Source organism: Campylobacter sp. RM19072 (assembly GCF_024723485.1).
In the GTDB taxonomy this organism is placed as follows: domain Bacteria; phylum Campylobacterota; class Campylobacteria; order Campylobacterales; family Campylobacteraceae; genus Campylobacter; species Campylobacter porcelli.
Genome location: NZ_JANQCU010000005.1, coordinates 1 through 16,779, shown reverse-complemented (window position 1 = coordinate 16,779; position 16,779 = coordinate 1). Strand labels below are relative to the sequence as shown.

19 protein-coding genes are annotated in these 16,779 nt (G+C 33.6%); 18 read left to right on the top strand and 1 reads right to left on the bottom strand.

Annotated features, from left to right (window positions below; genetic code table 11):
• Window position 1 precedes the first annotated feature (1 nt).
• On the bottom strand, window positions 2–1,063 hold the full coding sequence (locus CSUIS19072_RS03850) for an LptF/LptG family permease (RefSeq protein ID WP_086293472.1): 1,062 nt from the start codon (window positions 1,061–1,063) through the stop codon (window positions 2–4).
• Between the two features lie 109 nt (window positions 1,064–1,172).
• Here CSUIS19072_RS03850 and CSUIS19072_RS03845 point away from each other — a divergent pair, with 109 nt between their 5' ends.
• From CSUIS19072_RS03845 to trxB, 18 genes are all read left to right on the top strand, one after another.
• Complete coding sequence (locus tag CSUIS19072_RS03845) at window positions 1,173–1,778, top strand: TVP38/TMEM64 family protein (protein WP_086293469.1); 606 nt, start codon at window positions 1,173–1,175, stop codon at window positions 1,776–1,778.
• The gene (locus CSUIS19072_RS03840; RefSeq protein WP_086237771.1) at window positions 1,775–2,386 is read left to right on the top strand and encodes a non-canonical purine NTP pyrophosphatase; all 612 of its coding nucleotides are present in this window, start codon (window positions 1,775–1,777) and stop codon (window positions 2,384–2,386) included. The genes CSUIS19072_RS03845 and CSUIS19072_RS03840 overlap by 4 nt, the downstream gene beginning before the upstream one ends.
• 99 nt (window positions 2,387–2,485) lie before the next feature.
• The gene (locus CSUIS19072_RS03835) at window positions 2,486–3,478 is read left to right on the top strand and encodes a hypothetical protein (RefSeq protein ID WP_086293467.1); all 993 of its coding nucleotides are present in this window, start codon (window positions 2,486–2,488) and stop codon (window positions 3,476–3,478) included.
• Between the two features lie 12 nt (window positions 3,479–3,490).
• Window positions 3,491–4,360 carry a hypothetical protein gene (locus CSUIS19072_RS03830; protein WP_086293465.1) on the top strand — a complete coding sequence of 290 codons (870 nt, stop codon included), beginning with the start codon at window positions 3,491–3,493 and terminating at the stop codon, window positions 4,358–4,360.
• 99 nt (window positions 4,361–4,459) lie between these two features.
• Complete coding sequence (locus CSUIS19072_RS03825) at window positions 4,460–4,729, top strand: hypothetical protein (RefSeq protein ID WP_180381020.1); 270 nt, start codon at window positions 4,460–4,462, stop codon at window positions 4,727–4,729.
• Window positions 4,730–4,764: 35 nt separating this feature from the next.
• Entirely contained in the window at window positions 4,765–6,408 is a 1,644-nt protein-coding gene (locus CSUIS19072_RS03820) for a TonB-dependent receptor (protein WP_180381019.1), read from the top strand.
• A gap of 5 nt (window positions 6,409–6,413) precedes the next feature.
• Entirely contained in the window at window positions 6,414–7,013 is a 600-nt protein-coding gene (locus tag CSUIS19072_RS03815) for an energy transducer TonB (RefSeq protein WP_086237775.1), read from the top strand.
• A gap of 87 nt (window positions 7,014–7,100) precedes the next feature.
• The gene (locus tag CSUIS19072_RS03810; protein WP_086237776.1) at window positions 7,101–8,321 is read left to right on the top strand and encodes a saccharopine dehydrogenase family protein; all 1,221 of its coding nucleotides are present in this window, start codon (window positions 7,101–7,103) and stop codon (window positions 8,319–8,321) included.
• 51 nt (window positions 8,322–8,372) lie between these two features.
• On the top strand, window positions 8,373–8,573 hold the full coding sequence (gene rpmE / locus CSUIS19072_RS03805) for a 50S ribosomal protein L31 (protein ID WP_086237777.1): 201 nt from the start codon (window positions 8,373–8,375) through the stop codon (window positions 8,571–8,573).
• A gap of 4 nt (window positions 8,574–8,577) precedes the next feature.
• Window positions 8,578–9,399 (top strand): 16S rRNA (cytidine(1402)-2'-O)-methyltransferase, encoded by an 822-nt coding sequence (gene rsmI, locus CSUIS19072_RS03800; protein WP_086293463.1) that lies wholly within the window; start codon window positions 8,578–8,580, stop codon window positions 9,397–9,399.
• 71 nt (window positions 9,400–9,470) lie between these two features.
• On the top strand, window positions 9,471–10,157 hold the full coding sequence (rlmB, locus tag CSUIS19072_RS03795; protein WP_086293461.1) for a 23S rRNA (guanosine(2251)-2'-O)-methyltransferase RlmB: 687 nt from the start codon (window positions 9,471–9,473) through the stop codon (window positions 10,155–10,157).
• The gene (locus CSUIS19072_RS03790; RefSeq protein WP_086237780.1) at window positions 10,150–11,043 is read left to right on the top strand and encodes a hypothetical protein; all 894 of its coding nucleotides are present in this window, start codon (window positions 10,150–10,152) and stop codon (window positions 11,041–11,043) included. The genes rlmB and CSUIS19072_RS03790 overlap by 8 nt, the downstream gene beginning before the upstream one ends.
• Window positions 11,037–11,855 (top strand): hypothetical protein, encoded by an 819-nt coding sequence (locus tag CSUIS19072_RS03785; protein WP_086237781.1) that lies wholly within the window; start codon window positions 11,037–11,039, stop codon window positions 11,853–11,855. Before CSUIS19072_RS03790 ends, CSUIS19072_RS03785 begins: the two co-directional genes overlap by 7 nt.
• Window positions 11,856–11,865: 10 nt before the next feature.
• Entirely contained in the window at window positions 11,866–13,074 is a 1,209-nt protein-coding gene (locus CSUIS19072_RS03780; RefSeq protein ID WP_086293460.1) for an LL-diaminopimelate aminotransferase, read from the top strand.
• Complete coding sequence (locus CSUIS19072_RS03775) at window positions 13,071–14,336, top strand: homoserine dehydrogenase (protein ID WP_086237783.1); 1,266 nt, start codon at window positions 13,071–13,073, stop codon at window positions 14,334–14,336. The genes CSUIS19072_RS03780 and CSUIS19072_RS03775 overlap by 4 nt, the downstream gene beginning before the upstream one ends.
• Before the next feature lie 2 nt (window positions 14,337–14,338).
• Entirely contained in the window at window positions 14,339–14,677 is a 339-nt protein-coding gene (locus tag CSUIS19072_RS03770; RefSeq protein ID WP_086237784.1) for a YraN family protein, read from the top strand.
• Between the two features lie 174 nt (window positions 14,678–14,851).
• Window positions 14,852–15,166 carry a thioredoxin gene (trxA, locus tag CSUIS19072_RS03765; protein ID WP_086237785.1) on the top strand — a complete coding sequence of 105 codons (315 nt, stop codon included), beginning with the start codon at window positions 14,852–14,854 and terminating at the stop codon, window positions 15,164–15,166.
• Window positions 15,167–15,285: 119 nt separating this feature from the next.
• Window positions 15,286–16,224 (top strand): thioredoxin-disulfide reductase, encoded by a 939-nt coding sequence (gene trxB, locus CSUIS19072_RS03760; protein WP_086237786.1) that lies wholly within the window; start codon window positions 15,286–15,288, stop codon window positions 16,222–16,224.
• Window positions 16,225–16,779 lie beyond the last annotated feature (555 nt).

Genomic DNA, 16,779 nt, shown 5'->3' with positions numbered 1-16,779 from the left:
TTTATCTATTCTTATATACCTTATATCCAGCAAATAGCATTAATATAATAATTGGTAAAATTATCCCAAATTCAGCAGCTATTGCACCATTAATACTAATTCGTATTAATAAAAATAGCACCCCCCAAACACAAAGCGATACAAAAATCGATATAAAACTAGCAATTGCCAAACTCGCAAATCTCCCAGTAAGTGGCATATAGTAGTATAATATCAATATCATAAATGGGGCAAAAAGCGGGAAAAATATCATTGAGTATAGTGTGGATTTGATTTTAGTTATATTGATATTTTCGTTTTTAAAAGTCCTAATAGCATCGATAGCATCGCCAATAGAGTAGAGATTATCGCTATTTTTTATACTCTCTATTATGCGTGGGCGGAAGTTATTAAGTGCGACTATCTCATCTAAATTTTTAATCTCAAATCCACTACCACCTAGCTTAATATCTTGTGGTAAAGTGATAATAGTATTATCTTTTAAAATCCAGATATTATCCTTATAGCTACCCTCTTTAGCGATGGTTTGGGATAGAATTTGACTGCCATTCATATCAAATATTTTTATATCTTTAGCACTTTGTTTATCCCCAAAAAGCTTATCAATATATATAAATTTATTCTCAAATCGCAAAAATATCCAGTTAGTAAATCTCTCAAAACTTTGAAAATCCTCAAGCGACTCTTGACGCTCTTTAGCATAGGCAAATTGTGTAAAGCATAGTCCAATATATCCAAAACTAATAGCCAAAGCAATGGTAAAAATCGGCATTATTAGGCGGTTTTTACTAACTCCTAAAGCGTAAAAGCTCACTAATTCATTAGAGCGAATGAGATTAATCATAGTTACAATCAACGCTAAAACCAAAGATATTGGCAAGATATAATTAACTGAAATTAACGCAGTCAAACTAACATAAATAAGCTGTAAATTAGCACTACTTGGGAGATTTTTTAGATTAGTTAGTGTATCGATAACTACATAAAATCCAATCAAAGAGATAAATATGATAAAAAAATATTTTAAATATATAAACGAACTATATCTAGCAAAAAGCTTCATTGAAAATCCAAAATTGTATTAAATGGAGTAAATTTTATCTAAATATGCTTAAATTTATTATCAAATTTTGGCAAAAATTTGGCTAAAATTACTCTTTTAAAGAGAAAATATGGTTAGATTGTTTTTATTTATAGTTTTTATAACCCTTTGTGTTGTGATTTTATCTAGCTTAAATCAGCAAATTTTGACAAATTTCATAAGTCAATATAGCCAATTTAGCTTGATTATTTATACTGGATTTTGGATAGTTTTGCCTATATTTTTATTTCCTGCTGGGATTTTGGCTATTGGTGGTGGGGCGATTTTTGGCTTTTGGGAGGCGCTTTTTTGCACTATGATAGGGGTCGGGATAAACTCAGCTATTATGTATATAATCGCAAGATATTTTAGCAAGGCTTTTAATGCTAATAAATTTGAGATTATTAAGAATAAATTTTGTAAAGATGAATTTACTCTAATACTCTTGCTTAGATTAATACCAATTGTGCCTTATAATGCTGTAAATTACATGGCTGGGGCATTTGGGTTTAATTTTGTTAAATTTATCATTGCTGGGGTGCTAGGCAAATTAATTAGTGCGGTGCTATTTATAAATTTAGGAAACAATATAGCAAACTATAAAAGCTATGAGTTTTGGCTAGCCTTAGCCCTTGTGGTTATGATGGGTTTGGTGGCATTTTGGGTTAGAAAAATTCTAAATAGGAGAGTTGGATGAAGATAGTTTTAGCCACAAATAATATGGATAAGGTAAGAGAGATTAAGGCTTATTATAATAAATTTGAAGTTTTGGCTTTAGGCGATATATGTAAGCCCTTTGAGATACAAGAGTATGGCAAGAGCTTTTATGAAAATGCTATGATAAAAGCAGATGCTGTGTATGATAAAATCAAAGAGCTTGGCTTAGAAAATGAGTGCATAGCCCTAAGCGATGATAGTGGGATAAGCGTAGAAGCGCTAGGCTTTGCCCCTGGGATTTACTCAGCTAGATATAGTGGTGATGGGGCTAGTGATGCTAGTAATAGAGCAAAACTGATTAGCGAGTTAAAAAAATTAGGCTTAAGCCACTCTAAGGCATTTTATACTGCTTGTATTGGTATTGGCTCTAAATATGGCAGATATGGCGTCCATGGGTTCATGTATGGCAAGGTTATTGATAAAGAGCTTGGGGATAATGGCTTTGGGTATGATTTTATGTTTATTCCAAAAGGGTTTGATAAGACTATAGGGCAGCTTGATGAGAGTATAAAACTCCAAATTTCACATCGCTCCAAGGGATTAGAATTAGCTAAGCCTATACTTAAAATGTTAAGTAGATATTATTAACTTTATAGAATATAAAATATAGCCATTAATAATATTACAAAATTATACTTTAATATATTTTATGTCAAAATAGCATAAAATATATTTAAAGATAAGATTATGGATAAGATAGGAAATTTAGCTACCATAAGCAGTAATCTATATGATTACAACAACTGGATGGATAAGATAAAAAATGTTGTTGGTAATAATGCAAATTTAGATAATAGCCAAGATGGCATAAAACCATATAAAATAAGCTCAGAAGATGTGAAACTAAATTTAAAATTAAATTTAGATGAAGCTCAAAAAGAGAAGCTCATTAAAGCATTTGGTTATCAAAAAAATAGTGATGATACATATGGATATGCGCAAAAATTTGATATCATCAATGGCGATTTATCTTTGCTAAGCTATCAAGAGCGAGTAAAATTAACTGGGCTAAATGAGAATAGACCGCTAAGTGGATTTACTAGATATAGTGCTGATAAAGTAAGCATTTGGGGCAAGATAACTGGACTTGATCCAAATTTTAGTAAAGAAGAGATTAAGGATTTGGTAGATTTTATAGATTTAAGTGGCGGTATAGCAATAGAGCAGATAGAAGCACTTCAGTATAATCCAAATCCAAAAAGCCGCACACTTAGAACCACGCCATACACAGTAGAAGAGTTAGCCTTACAAAATGCCAACTCCATAATAAGCCCTTGGCAAATTTATGAGCTTGAAGGAGAGCTACCACACACCATATCCTTACTAGACTCAGACCTTAGCGTAGAAGACTTCAAAGCCCAGTGGGCAAAGCATGTCATAAAGATACAATATGGGTTAGATATAAGCGATGAAGATGCTAAAAATGCAGTGAATATTTTCAAAGAGCTAAAAGCTGGCGAATATAAAAATGATAAATCAAATTCAAATGAAGCTAACAAAGAAGATACAAAAAAGCCCTTTACACCAATCCAAGGCTTTTCATTAAATAATAAAACTTATCAAGATGAAGCCATAGAGAGACTAAAAAAGCTTTACGAGATGATTAAAAGCGAATTTGATAATGGCAAAACGGAGCTTGAGATATTAAAGCAACTAGCAAAATTAAATTTAAAGGTATAAAAAGGCTATTAAATGGATATTAAAAATGCAGCTACTCCCATATATGACCCTTCTATGAAAGCAGACAGAGCTTTGTATGATAAGAATGAATTAACCTTACTAAATCCACCAAATGACTTTGGATTGCTAACACAAATGATGCAATACCATAGCGATGGGGCTACAAAAGGTGCGTATAGAAGTAGCTTAGATAGTAATTTTTTAATTTCAGGCTTAATTCAAAATACAACTGGCATATTTAAAGGATTTGTTGATGAGTTTAACGCAAAGATCAACTGGAAAAACACAGCTAATAATGCTTTAATAGATTTTAATCTAGCTTTGGGTAAAGATTTTAAAAACTCAACTTTTAGCAAATCGGAATTAGAAAATATCGGTTTGAATTTAGAAAATATGCCAAATTTAGGCGATAATATAGATAAAAAGGACGCTTTTAATATATTTCTATACCAAAATATAGATAAATATATAGATGTTGATTACGCTATAAAAGATACGCTTAATCCTGGGAATTATAAAAAAGGAGATAAAGCACAAGAAAAACAGATAAAAGATTTTGTCAAATTTCAGCTTATGTCGCATTGGAAAGATAGCCCTGATAGTATGGAATTTATCAAAAATTTAACCAAAGATATGGATTTAAATGGGGTAAAATTAGAAGAAAATAAGACAGATAATCCCCAAACCAAAGCACAAAATGAGCCACAAGCTGATGAAAAAAGAACGCCGATAAAAGGCAAAAGCAGTAATAGCGCAACTTATAGCAACAAAAGGCAAATTTACTCTGACGCTTTTAAGAGATTTGCTAATTTACAAAATTTAGATAACACTTCTATAACAACCCTTTTAAACAGCATAAATAAAAGCAATATTAAAGTGTAAATCTAAGTTTAATTTAATAATTATTTTAATATCATTTAGAGAATAAATCTATTTGAAATAATTATTAAATTTACTTATATAAATCTTTAAGGAGAGTTTATGAGAATGCTTTGTGCTTTGTGTGCTGCTGTGAGTTTATATGCTCAAGATGTGAATTTAGGTAGGGTAAATGTAACTCAAAGCTATGAAAAAAATATTTTAGACAATCCTACCACCACCCAAATAACCAAAGATACCATACTTAACTCTCCAGATTTAGCCAAATCCTTGCTTGATATAAGCGGATTTAATATGGTTAGAAAAGGTGGTGGCGGTAGTGAAGTATCATATCGCTCAGGACTTTCGGCTAGACTTCCTATATATATATAGATGGATCTGAAATTCAAGGCGGTTGCGGTGGTAGAATGGATACAGCCATCACATATATCGAACCACAAAACTATCGCTCCATAAAAATAATAAAAGGTCCTCAAGATGTGCGATATGGGGCTTTAGTTAATGGTGGATTGGTCTTTGATAGGGGGATTATCAGACTAGATAATGCTAGCTATGGTGCTGATATATCTATGTTAGCTGGTAGTTTTAATCAAAAAGAGCTAAGTGGCGAGGCCATAGGTGGTAATGAGCTTGGTAGTATTCAAATTAATGGCGGAATTTATCAAAGTGATAATTATAAAGATGGTGATGGCAACATTGTCCATTCAGAATATTTTCGCAAACAAGGAGCTATAATTGGCACTATAACTCCAAACGATGAGAGTGCTATTAGCTTAAGTGCGGATTTTGGCAATGGTGAGGCAGCCTATGCTGATAGAGCTATGGATGGGACAAAATTCCAAAGAGAGTCTTATAACCTTGCATTAGAGCAAGTCTTAGGCAAACACACTCTAAATTTACAAGGCTACTACCACTATATAGATCATGTGATGGATAATTTTAGCCTAAGACCAGCAATGCCAAATAGATATAATATTAGCAATCCAAAAAGAGAGATTATAGGCACTAAAGCTGAAATAAAGCTAAATTTTGATGATATAACCACATATATCGGTGGGTCTTATAAAGAAGATAAGCACTCTAGCAGAATGGCACAAAATGCCACTAGTGCTACTGACGCACAAAATAGAGTCTTTTCTCAAAATTACAATAAAAATGCTCTAATTAGCACAACTTCTATATTTACTCAAAGTGAGTATTTCAGCGAGAATTATGGTATATTTGGCGGTCTAAGAATAGATAGGGTTGAGATTGATAAGTATAATATAGGGATATTTGACCGCTCTAAAATGCAAACCCCAATCTCTGGATTTATGCGTTATGAGAGATATTATGACGCATTAAGCCTCTATGCTGGGGTTGGTAGAGCTGAGAGAACTTCTGATTTTTGGGAGTTTCAAAAGATTGATGGAATGAACTTAAAAACTGAAAAAAATCATCAAATCGATTTGGGTGCTCTTTATGATGATGGAAATATAAATTTAAGCACAAATTTATTTTTATCTAAAATTGATGATTATATTGTCCTAAATTATGGCACTACTACATCGGCTTTTAATACAGATGCACTCCTAATGGGCGGGGAGATGGATATGGAAATTTTAATTGATAATTTTTATAAATTAGGTGCTGGATTATCATATGTATATGGTAAAAATTTGAAAAATACAAATGGATTAAAAGATGGAGACCCACTACCACAAATCTCACCTTTAGCATTTAAAGCTGTAGCTGGGCTAGTGCGTAATGAGTGGTTTGTTGATTTGGATTTTTATGCCAATGCTAGCCAACATAGATATAAGGAGAATTACGGCAATGTCGCCGGAAAAGACCTAGGCTATAGCGATAGCTTTTGGACTATTGGATTAAATGCTGGATATAAATATAATAATTACCAAGTAATGTTAGCAGCGATGAATTTAAATAACGCACTATATAGCTATCATACTAGCAAAAATGGAGCCGCAATAGCAACTTTAGATATTCCAGCTACCACTAGGGTTTATGAGCCAGGTAGGAGCTTTTGGATAAAATTAAAAGCTAGTTTCTAAGCACTATGCAAAGGGTATTTGATCTAGTATCATTTATACTTTCGCTACTTATATATGTGGTGCTTTTATGGCTTGTAGTAGCTGGTAGCAAAATATATCTAGGCAAGGATAATAGTAGTAGTGATTTTGAAATTTCCCTAGTTCAAAGCATAGAGCCAAATTTTAAAAAACCAGAGCCACAAAAGCCAAAAACCGCCGAAAAAATCACGAAACTACCATCTGCAAATCCAGCTCCCAAAGCACAAATTAAACAAACAGATCATAACTCACAAGAAACGCAAACACCAGCTAAACACTACTTTGCTACCCAAGAGCAAATAATACCACTAGGTAGTAACGATCCAGTATTTAAAGCCTTAAAAGATGAAATAGCCAAAAATACCATCTATCCAAGAGCTGCTAGAAGAGCTAGATTAAGTGGCGTAGTGGGAGTGGAGTTTCAAATAGATAAAAGCGGTATAAGCAATGAGAAAATCTCACGCCCTAGCCAATATAAATTGCTAAATGAAGCAGCTTTAAACGCTATTAAAAACACAAAGCCAAATTTAGAAAAAATAGATAAAAAATATAGCATTTCTATGGAGATTGCCTTTGAACTTCGCTAAATATTTTTTAAATTTATCAACCTAGAATTAAAGGAGTTTTAGCTAAATTTAGCTATAATTTAAAAATTTCATATATAAGGATAGCAAATGAGCCATATTTTAATCATTGGAGCTGGCGGAGTAAGCCAAGCAGCAACGGTAAAATGTGCGATGAATTCGCAAGTATTTACCAAAATAACTCTAGCAAGTCGCACCAAAAGCAAATGCGATAAGATAGCTAAATTTATAAAGGATAGATTAAATATAGATATTGATACAGCGGTGATAGATGCTGATGATACAGATGCGGTTGTAAAGCTTATTAGGGATATTAAGGCCGATTTACTCTTAAATGTCGCTTTGCCATATCAGGATTTGACCCTAATGGACGCTTGCTCTAAGGCTAAAATTCCATACATAGATACGGCCAATTACGAGCACCCAGATACAGCTAAATTTGAGTATAAACTTCAATGGGCTAAAGATGGTGATTTTAAATCCGCTAATACTATGGCGCTCCTTGGTAGCGGATTTGATCCGGGCGTTACTAATGTATATTGTGCTTATGCGAAGCAATATCTATTTGATGAGATTGAGTATATTGATATTTTGGATTGTAATGCTGGTGATCATGGGTATTCTTTTGCTACAAATTTTAATCCTGAGATAAATTTGCGTGAAGTTAGCGCAAAGGGTAGATACTACAAAGATGGAAAATGGATAGAAACCGAGCCGATGGAGATAGGATTTAGCTGGGACTACCCAAAAATTGGCCCAAAAGATAGCTATTTGCTATACCACGAAGAGCTAGAAAGCCTAGTAAAAAATATCCCTACTCTAAAGCAAATTCGCTTCTTTATGACCTTTGGTCAAAGCTACCTAACCCATATGAAATGCCTAGAAAATGTCGGTATGCTAAGAATAGATGAAGTTGAGCACAATGGGGTAAAAATCGTGCCAATTCAATTTTTAAAAACCTTACTACCAGACCCAGCAAGTTTAGGCGCTAGAACTAAAGGCAAGACAAATATAGGCTGCGTAATCACTGGTATAAAAGATGGAAAACCAAAAAAAATCTATATATATAATGTATGCGACCATGAAGAGTGCTATAAAGAAACTGGCGTTGGTGCGGTTAGCTACACCACAGGAGTGCCAGCAATGATAGGCTCAATGATGGTAGCAAAGGGGATTTGGAAGGCAAATGGAGTGTTTAATATGGAGGAATTTGATGCTAAGCCATTTATGGATGAGCTAAATAAACAAGGCCTCCCATGGGAGATAATAGAGATGGCGCCAAATGAAAGCAGATTAATCAAGGAAATTTAAGCCAAATTTAGATAAAATCCCAATTTTTAAACTCAAAAAAAAGGAAAAGCAATGAAAAAAGATATACATCCAGAGTATGTTGAATGCACAGTTAGTTGCGCTTGCGGAAATACTTTTAAAAGCAGATCAAATAAAGCAGAGATAAAAGTAGATATTTGCAATGCTTGTCATCCATTCTTCACAGGTAGTGAAAAGATCGTAGATAGCGCAGGTCGTGTAGATAAATTTAAGAAAAAATATGGTATAAAATAGTAGTTTGCTCTACTTTCTTCCTACTCCAATTGGTAATTTAGATGATATTTCAAAGAGATGCCTGGACATCTTGAACCTTTGCGATATTATCATTTGTGAAGATAGTAGAGTAACTAAATCTTTTATAAAACTTCTAAATTCAAGATATAATCTAGATATAAAGCCATCTGAGTTTTACTCCTTACACACTCATAATGAGAGTGAGTTTTTTGCTAAATTTGAAGTTAGTAAATTGGTAGAAAAAATCGTAGTATATGTAAGTGATGCCGGTATGCCTTGTATTAGCGATCCAGGAGTATCCTTAGTCAAATTCGCCCAGAAAAACTCCATCAATTACGAAGTGTTAAGCGGATCAAACGCCTTGCTTTTAGCAGTAGCAGCTAGCGGGCTAGTAGAAAAGGAGTTTAGCTTTTTAGGATTTTTACCAAATAATGGAAAAGACAGAGATATAGCCTTACAAAATGCCCTTAACTCACCCTATCCAGTAGTTATATACGAATCACCAAAAAGAGTTTTTGAGCTTATTACTTCAGTAGCAAAAATGGAGCCAAATAGAGAAATTTTCGCTATTAAAGAGGCTACAAAGAGATTTGAAACCAAATTTAAAGATAGAGCACAAAATTTAGCAATAAAGCTAAAAAACGCCAACCTAAAAGGAGAATGGTGCGTAGTAATTGCCGCTTCAAATGTGTCAAATTATGAAAAAATCATAATATCAGATATTGATGAACTAGATATCCCGCCAAAGCAAAAGGCAAAATTACTAAGCAAATTAACAGGCAAAAGCGTCAAAGAGATATATAACCAATTAACCAATCAAAATTAAAATAGAAAATTTGCTAAATTTATCTATAAAAATAAGCTAAAATTTAAGGGCTTTTAGATACCATAAGCACTATGATTATCTATGGAAAACAGCTATTTTTACATTTGTTAAAACATCACAAAGAGAAGCTTGAAGAGATATATCTAGCAAAAGAGGTTCAAAAAGATATATTCAACCAAATAGCAAAAATTGGCTTGAAAATTCAAAAAGTTGATAATCAAAAAGCTCAAGCACTCGCCCGTGGTGGCAATCATCAAGGCTTTTTAGCAAAGGTAAAAGAGTATGAATTTGCCACTTTAAATGAGATTAAAAAGTCTGATTATTTGGCAATTTTATATGGTTTAAGCGATGTGGGAAATATCGGTGCTATAGTAAGAACTGCATATGCCCTAGGAGCTGGAGGAGTAATCGTAGTAGGAAAAAACCAAAATCTAGCAATACAAGGCATAATACGCTCTAGTAGCGGTGCGGCGTATAAGTTGCCAATCGCTCTTTGTGATGATGGATTGAGCTTTATCAATGAGTTAAAGCAGGTTGGATTTAAAATTTACGCTGCAAACGCTGGTGGCAAGAGTGCTAAAGATTTTAAATTTACCCCTAAAACCGCTATAATTATGGGTAGTGAAGGTGAAGGAATACCAAATAAGGTATTACAAAAGTGTGATAATATCCTAGGCATAAATATGCGTAGGGATTGGGATAGCTTAAATGTCAGCGTGGCATTTGGAATATTATTTGATAGGATTGTAAATGGCTAATGGTATAGAAAAACTTTTAGAAATGGATCTTAAAGAGATCACTAAACGCACTCATATAGAGACTGAATATTTAGAGTATATGTGTGAGAAAAATTATGAAAAACTTCGTAAATTAAACGCTTCTGGCTTTGCTAAAATCATAAGTCGTGAGTATGGGCTAGACCTTCAAGATTGGATAGATGAGTATAATGCTTATTGTAAAGAAAATGGTTGTGCTGGTAGCTCTAATTGCAGTGTGGCACCTAAAATTCCAGCATATACTCCAAAGAGCGATAATAGCAAGGCTCTAACGATAATTTTAATCATAGCTTTAATAGCTGTAGCTATCGTTTGGCTGATTAAATTTACCAATATTTTAGATGGTATAGAGTTGCTAAATTTTGAGAAAAACCAAAGCATTGCATACTCCGCTACCACGGTAGTAGAATCCGCTAAAGAGAATTTAAAAAGCACAGATAGCGTAGCGGCACAAAATGATGAAAATATCACTAATATAGAAGATAACAAAACTCTAGCTATAAGCGATGATAACGCCACTATAACAGAATCAAATTCAACCATCCAAAGCATAGAGATTCAAACTCCACAAATAGTAAATCAAGCAGATAAAATAGCTAAAATTATCCCAGCTAAATCCATTTGGATAGGCATCAAAAACATAGATGGCAAAAATAAAAAATCATACACAACCAAAAATGCTTTAGATATAAATTTAAGCATAGACCAACTAATCCAAACAGGCCATGGTGAGCTTACCTTAGAATTAGATGGCAATCAGAAAAAATTTACATTGCAAAAACCATTGAGATTTGTAGTAGAAAATGGAGTTATAAAAGAGATTGATTATGCTGAATTTGTCAAGCTAAATAGAGGCGCTCAATGGTAAAATCAATATCTCTATTATTTATCCTTGCTATGAGTTGTTTTGGCTTTGATCTATATAGCAATATTAAAAGCATTATATCAGAACAAACTTACGCTAAAAATAGAGATAAAATAGAAAAAATATTTGCTATACAATCTGAATTTATAGATAATAACGGCAACCCAAACTATGCTAAAATCACAAATACCCTAAGGGTAAATTCGCTTTTAAATATTAGCTACTCTAAGCCTGTAAATTTAGAAATTGCATTTTATAGTCCAACTTCTGATATTTTGATGTTTAAGAGTATATCTGAAGCACTAAAAAGCATTGGATACTCATATTTTTTAAGCAAATCTTTAAAAAGCAACACCGAAGGGATAGTCTGGCAAATTTCAATGAGCTCAAGATTTATCCTTGACCCTGGCACACTATATAAAGAGCTTGGCAAAAACCAGATATTTATCAAAGATATTAAGCGTGATGGAGAATTTAGCTTCACTTATAGCATTGATGCTTCTAAGGCTGTGCTATCTACTCATGATTATATTAGCGATGTAGAATTTGACCTTGCTAAGCCACTTGAGCCATATTTTTTAAATATAAATCAAAAGAGTGAAGCATTGATAAAAAGCTATATATCAGATAGCTGGATATGCGATATAAGGGTGCTTGATAGGGATTTAAATTTAATAACTCAGATCAAATCAGATAAGCCAGAAAAGGAAATTTATATCAAATTTCCTCCAAATTCATACTATTTACTCATAGATGATGCTTTTAGCTTAGAAAATATTAAACGAGGTTTAAAAATTTATATAAAATCAAATTAAGGAGTTAGTTGTGTTTGATGAGATAAGGTTTAATACCATTGAGAGATTGCCAAACTACGCTTTTGCAGAAGTCAATGCCATTAAAATGGCAGCAAGAAGAGATGGTGCTGATATTATAGATTTTTCTATGGGAAATCCAGATGGCAGGACACCGCAGCACATAATAGACAAACTATGCGAAAGTGCTATGAAAGATAAAACACATGGCTACAGCGTCTCTCAAGGTATCTATAAACTTCGTGTTGCGATATGTAATTGGTATAAGCGAAAGTATGGCGTCATCTTAGACCCTGAAACAGAAGCAGTCGCCACTATGGGTAGCAAGGAGGGCTTTGTCCATTTAGTTCAAGCTATAACCAACCCAGGAGATGTCGCCATCGTGCCTGATCCTGCCTATCCTATACACACTCAAGCATTTATTATAGCTGGTGGCAATGTAACCAAAATGCCTCTAATCTATAATATAAATTATGAATTAGATGAGAATAAATTCTTTGAAAATTTAGAAATCGCCATAAAAGATAGCATACCAAAACCAAAATATGTAGTGGTAAATTTCCCTCACAACCCAACTACAGTAACATGCCAAAAGAGCTTTTATGAAAGGCTTGTAGAGACTGCAAAGCGTGAGAGATTTTATATAATTAGCGATATAGCTTATGCTGAGCTTACATTTGATGGATACAAAACTCCAAGCATATTTGAAGTAGATGGCGCTAAAGATGTGGCCGTAGAGTGCTATACTCTATCAAAATCATATAATATGGCAGGTTGGCGTGTAGGCTTTATCTGTGGAAATAAAAAGCTAGTAGCAGCACTTAAAAAGATAAAATCTTGGTTTGATTATGGAATGTTTACTCCTATTCAAGTAGCAGCCACCGTGGCACTTGATGGCGATCAAGATTGCGTTGAGCAAATCAGACAAACTTATGAAAAACGAAGAGATACTCTCATAGAGGCATTTAGCGCAGCTGGCTGGGATATAGCCAAGCCAAGAGCTAGTATGTTTGCTTGGGCAAAGCTTCCACCACAAGTAGGCAACATAAGTAGCAAAGAATTTGCCAAGCAGCTATTAACCAAAGCCTGTGTAGCTGTAAGCCCTGGGGCTGGATTTGGCGTAGCTGGAGATGACTATGTAAGAATAGCTTTTATAGAAAATGAAAATAGAATTCGCCAAGCTGCAAGAAATATCAAAAAATATCTAAAAGAAGTCCAATGAGAGTAGCAATATTAGGCTTTGGAACGGTAGGAAGTGAAGTTGCTAATGTCCTTATAAAAAATAGCGACTTAATAGCCTCTAGAGCTGGTGTAAGCATAGAGCCCGTAATAGGTGTAGTAAGAGATCTATCCAAGCACAAAAACCCTATAATCCCACTAAGCGATGATCTTCAAAGTGTGATAGATAGAGATGATATAGATGTATTTGTAGAGCTTATGGGTGGGATCGATAAACCATATGAGATAGTAAGCAAAATTTTAGAGCGTAAAAAGGCGGTAGTAACGGCAAATAAAGCCCTTTTAGCATACTATAGAAATGAGCTTGAAGCATTAGCTGGAGATACGGCATTTGGCTATGAAGCTAGTGTCGCTGGTGGAATTCCAATCATAAAAGCCCTAAGAGAGGGATTAAGTGCAAATCATATCCAAAAAATTATAGGGATAATGAATGGCACTAGCAACTATATTTTAACAAGTATGATGAGTAGTGGAATTCAATTTGATAAAGCTCTTAAAATGGCTCAAGAGCTAGGATATGCTGAAGCAGACCCGACATTTGATATAGGCGGATTTGACACGGCTCATAAATTGCTAATTTTAGCTAGTATTGCCTACTGCGTACATGCTAAACCAGAAGATATTATGATAGAGGGCATAAGTGAAATTAGCAGTGAAGATATATATTTTGCTAATGAATTTGAATATGCCATTAAGCTTTTAGCCATTGCTAAGCGTGATGAAGGCACCTTAGAGCTAAGAGTTCATCCAGCATTTATAAGCAAGGATAAGATGCTAGCAAATGTAAATGGAGTTATGAATGCTGTAAGCGTCGTAGGCGATGCTGTGGGAGAGAGCTTATTTTATGGGGCTGGTGCTGGTGGAAGTGCTACTGCAAGTGCTGTTATAAGTGATTTAATAGATATAGCTAGAGAGATTAGAAACCCTATGCTTGGCTATAAAGCACCACTTGAGTCCTTGCCACTTAGGTTATTAAAACCAAATGAGATCAAAACTAAATATTATTTAAGATTAAAAGTTGCTGATGAAGTGGGGGTTTTGGCTAAGATTACGAATTTAATGAGCCAAAATAATCTCTCAATAGATAGCTTCTTGCAAAAAGCCAAAAGCAAAGATAATGAGTATGCTACACTATTTTTTACCACTCATACTTGCTTAGAGGCTGATATGTTAAGAGTGATTGATAACCTAAAAAACGAAAACTTCATCAAGGCTAAGCCATTTATGATTAGGATTGAGAGTTAAATTTGGGCTTAAAAGAGTATCTTTTTGGGCATGAATCTGAGAAAAAAGCAGCCAAATATCTGGCCAAAAATGGCTATAAAATTTTGGAGTTAAACTACAAAACCAAATTTGGAGAGATTGATATTATCGCTAGTAATGGATCAACTCTCCATTTTATCGAAGTTAAAGCCTCTACTAAAGATTATCAAACAATTTATAGAGTAACCAAATCCAAATTAGAAAAAATAATTAAAGCTATAGATTTTTATATGCTAAGTTTAAACTCAAATATTCCTTATCAAATTGATTTAATCTGCATTAATGGCGAAGATATAGAATTGATAGAAAATATCACATATTGATTAAATTTCTTGCCATATTTTTTTAAAATTTAATAATTAATAAAATTTATTAACTTTTATATTTTATAATATTTTCTGATTTGATGAAGTTTGAGTTACCTAAAATTATGTTTGTTATTTTTAGTTTAACTTTTTTAATGTATAATTTTACTATAAACCATAAAGGAGATAAAAATGGGTAAATATATTGACTTAACTGCTGAAAATTTCAATATCGCTAAAGAGGGTGTCGCTTTAGTGGATTTCTGGGCTCCATGGTGCGGACCATGCAGAATGTTAGCTCCAGTTATTGATGAATTAGCCGAAGAGTTCGATGGCAAGGCAAAAATCTGCAAAGTAAATACAGATGAAGTTCAAGATTTGGCTGTAGAGTATGGCGTTCGCTCTATTCCAACTCTACTATTTTTCAAAAATGGAGAGATTAAAGATACTTTAATCGGTGCTCAATCTAAAACTGCAATCGCAGAAAAAATAAACTCACTTCTATAATTAACAGGGGCTGTAAGCCCCTAACTCACTTCAATTCAAATCATTCTTTTATATCAAATTTATTTTTATGTAATATCTGTAAATATTATATAGATATAAATTTAAAATTAGGAGAAACTATGTTAGATGTAGCTATAATCGGTGGGGGACCAGCTGGTCTTAGTGCAGGGCTTTATGCTACTCGTGGTGGGTTAAAAAATGTCGTAATGTTTGAAAAAGGAATGCCTGGCGGTCAAATCACCAGTAGCTCTGAGATGGAAAACTACCCTGGCGTAGCAACCGTAATGGATGGTATGAGTTTTATGGCTCCATGGCTTGAGCAATGCACAAGATTTGGTCTAAGGCATGAGATGGCTGGAGTAGAAAAAGTATCTAAAAATAGCGATGGTAGCTTTACTATTACCTTAGAAGGTGGCAAGACAGAAGAGGCAAAAGCGGTGATTGTCTGCACAGGCTCAACTCCAAAAAGAGCTGGATTTAAAGGTGAAGATGAATTTTTTGGCAAAGGAGTTAGCACTTGCGCTACTTGCGATGGATTTTTTTATAAAAATAAAGAAGTAGCAGTTTTAGGTGGTGGCGATACTGCTATTGAAGAAGCTGAATATTTATCAAGAATTTGCTCAAAAGTCTATTTAATCCATCGCCGTGATACATTTAGAGCAGCTCCAAGCTCTGTTGAAAAAGTTAAGAAAAATGAGAAAATAGAGTTAATCTTAAACGCTACAATAGAAGAGGTATATGGCGATAGTGTAGCCGGTGTAAAGGGCGTTAAAGTTAAATTAAATGATGGAAGTATAAGAGATTTAGTCGTTCCTGGAATATTTACATTTGTTGGGTTAAATGTAAGAAATGAAGTTTTAAAAGATGGAGATAAATTTATTTGCGATATTTTGCCTACTGGTCAAGTCAAAGTAGATCTAAAAATGCAAACTTCAACTCCAGGGCTATTTGCCGCAGGAGATTTAAGACAAGATGCACCTAAACAAGTAGTTAGTGCAGCTGCTGATGGTGCTGTAGCCGCACTTAGTGCGATGAGCTATATTGAGAGCTTACATTAGCATTAAAGCCACTTATTAATTTAAGTGGCTCTTTTACTAAATTTTATATACAAATATTTTAAAAAATAATAAAATTTATTTATGCTAATCTTAATATAATTATTAAATTTAATAGTAAAAATAATGCCAATAAGTGTATATATAAAACCTTTAACTACTATTATAATCTAAACAATTACCATTATAAAAAGCATAAGTAAAAATCTATACATAACACTCTTAAGGATTTTGCTATTAAAACATGCGTTACTCTTATGCTTTACACTCTCTTTGAGAAAGTTCCTATTTTTACTTCGCTAGAGCCAAGCTAATCTTTGCGACCAAAGTTTTTTAAATTCTTTTCTTTAAAGGACAGGGGAAACTAAAATTTGAAAGCCAAAACAGTTTCCCCTATCCCTTAAAAATCAGGGCCCCTTCCCAGTTTGGCATTTTTATTTTATAAAAAGCCATATTAAACCTGAGCGTAGCTCAGCAACATTAGAAGGCTTTTTCAAAATTTTCGCAAAAGTAAAATAACCTAAATGGTTGTTTTATTGCGAAAATTTGGAGTATAAA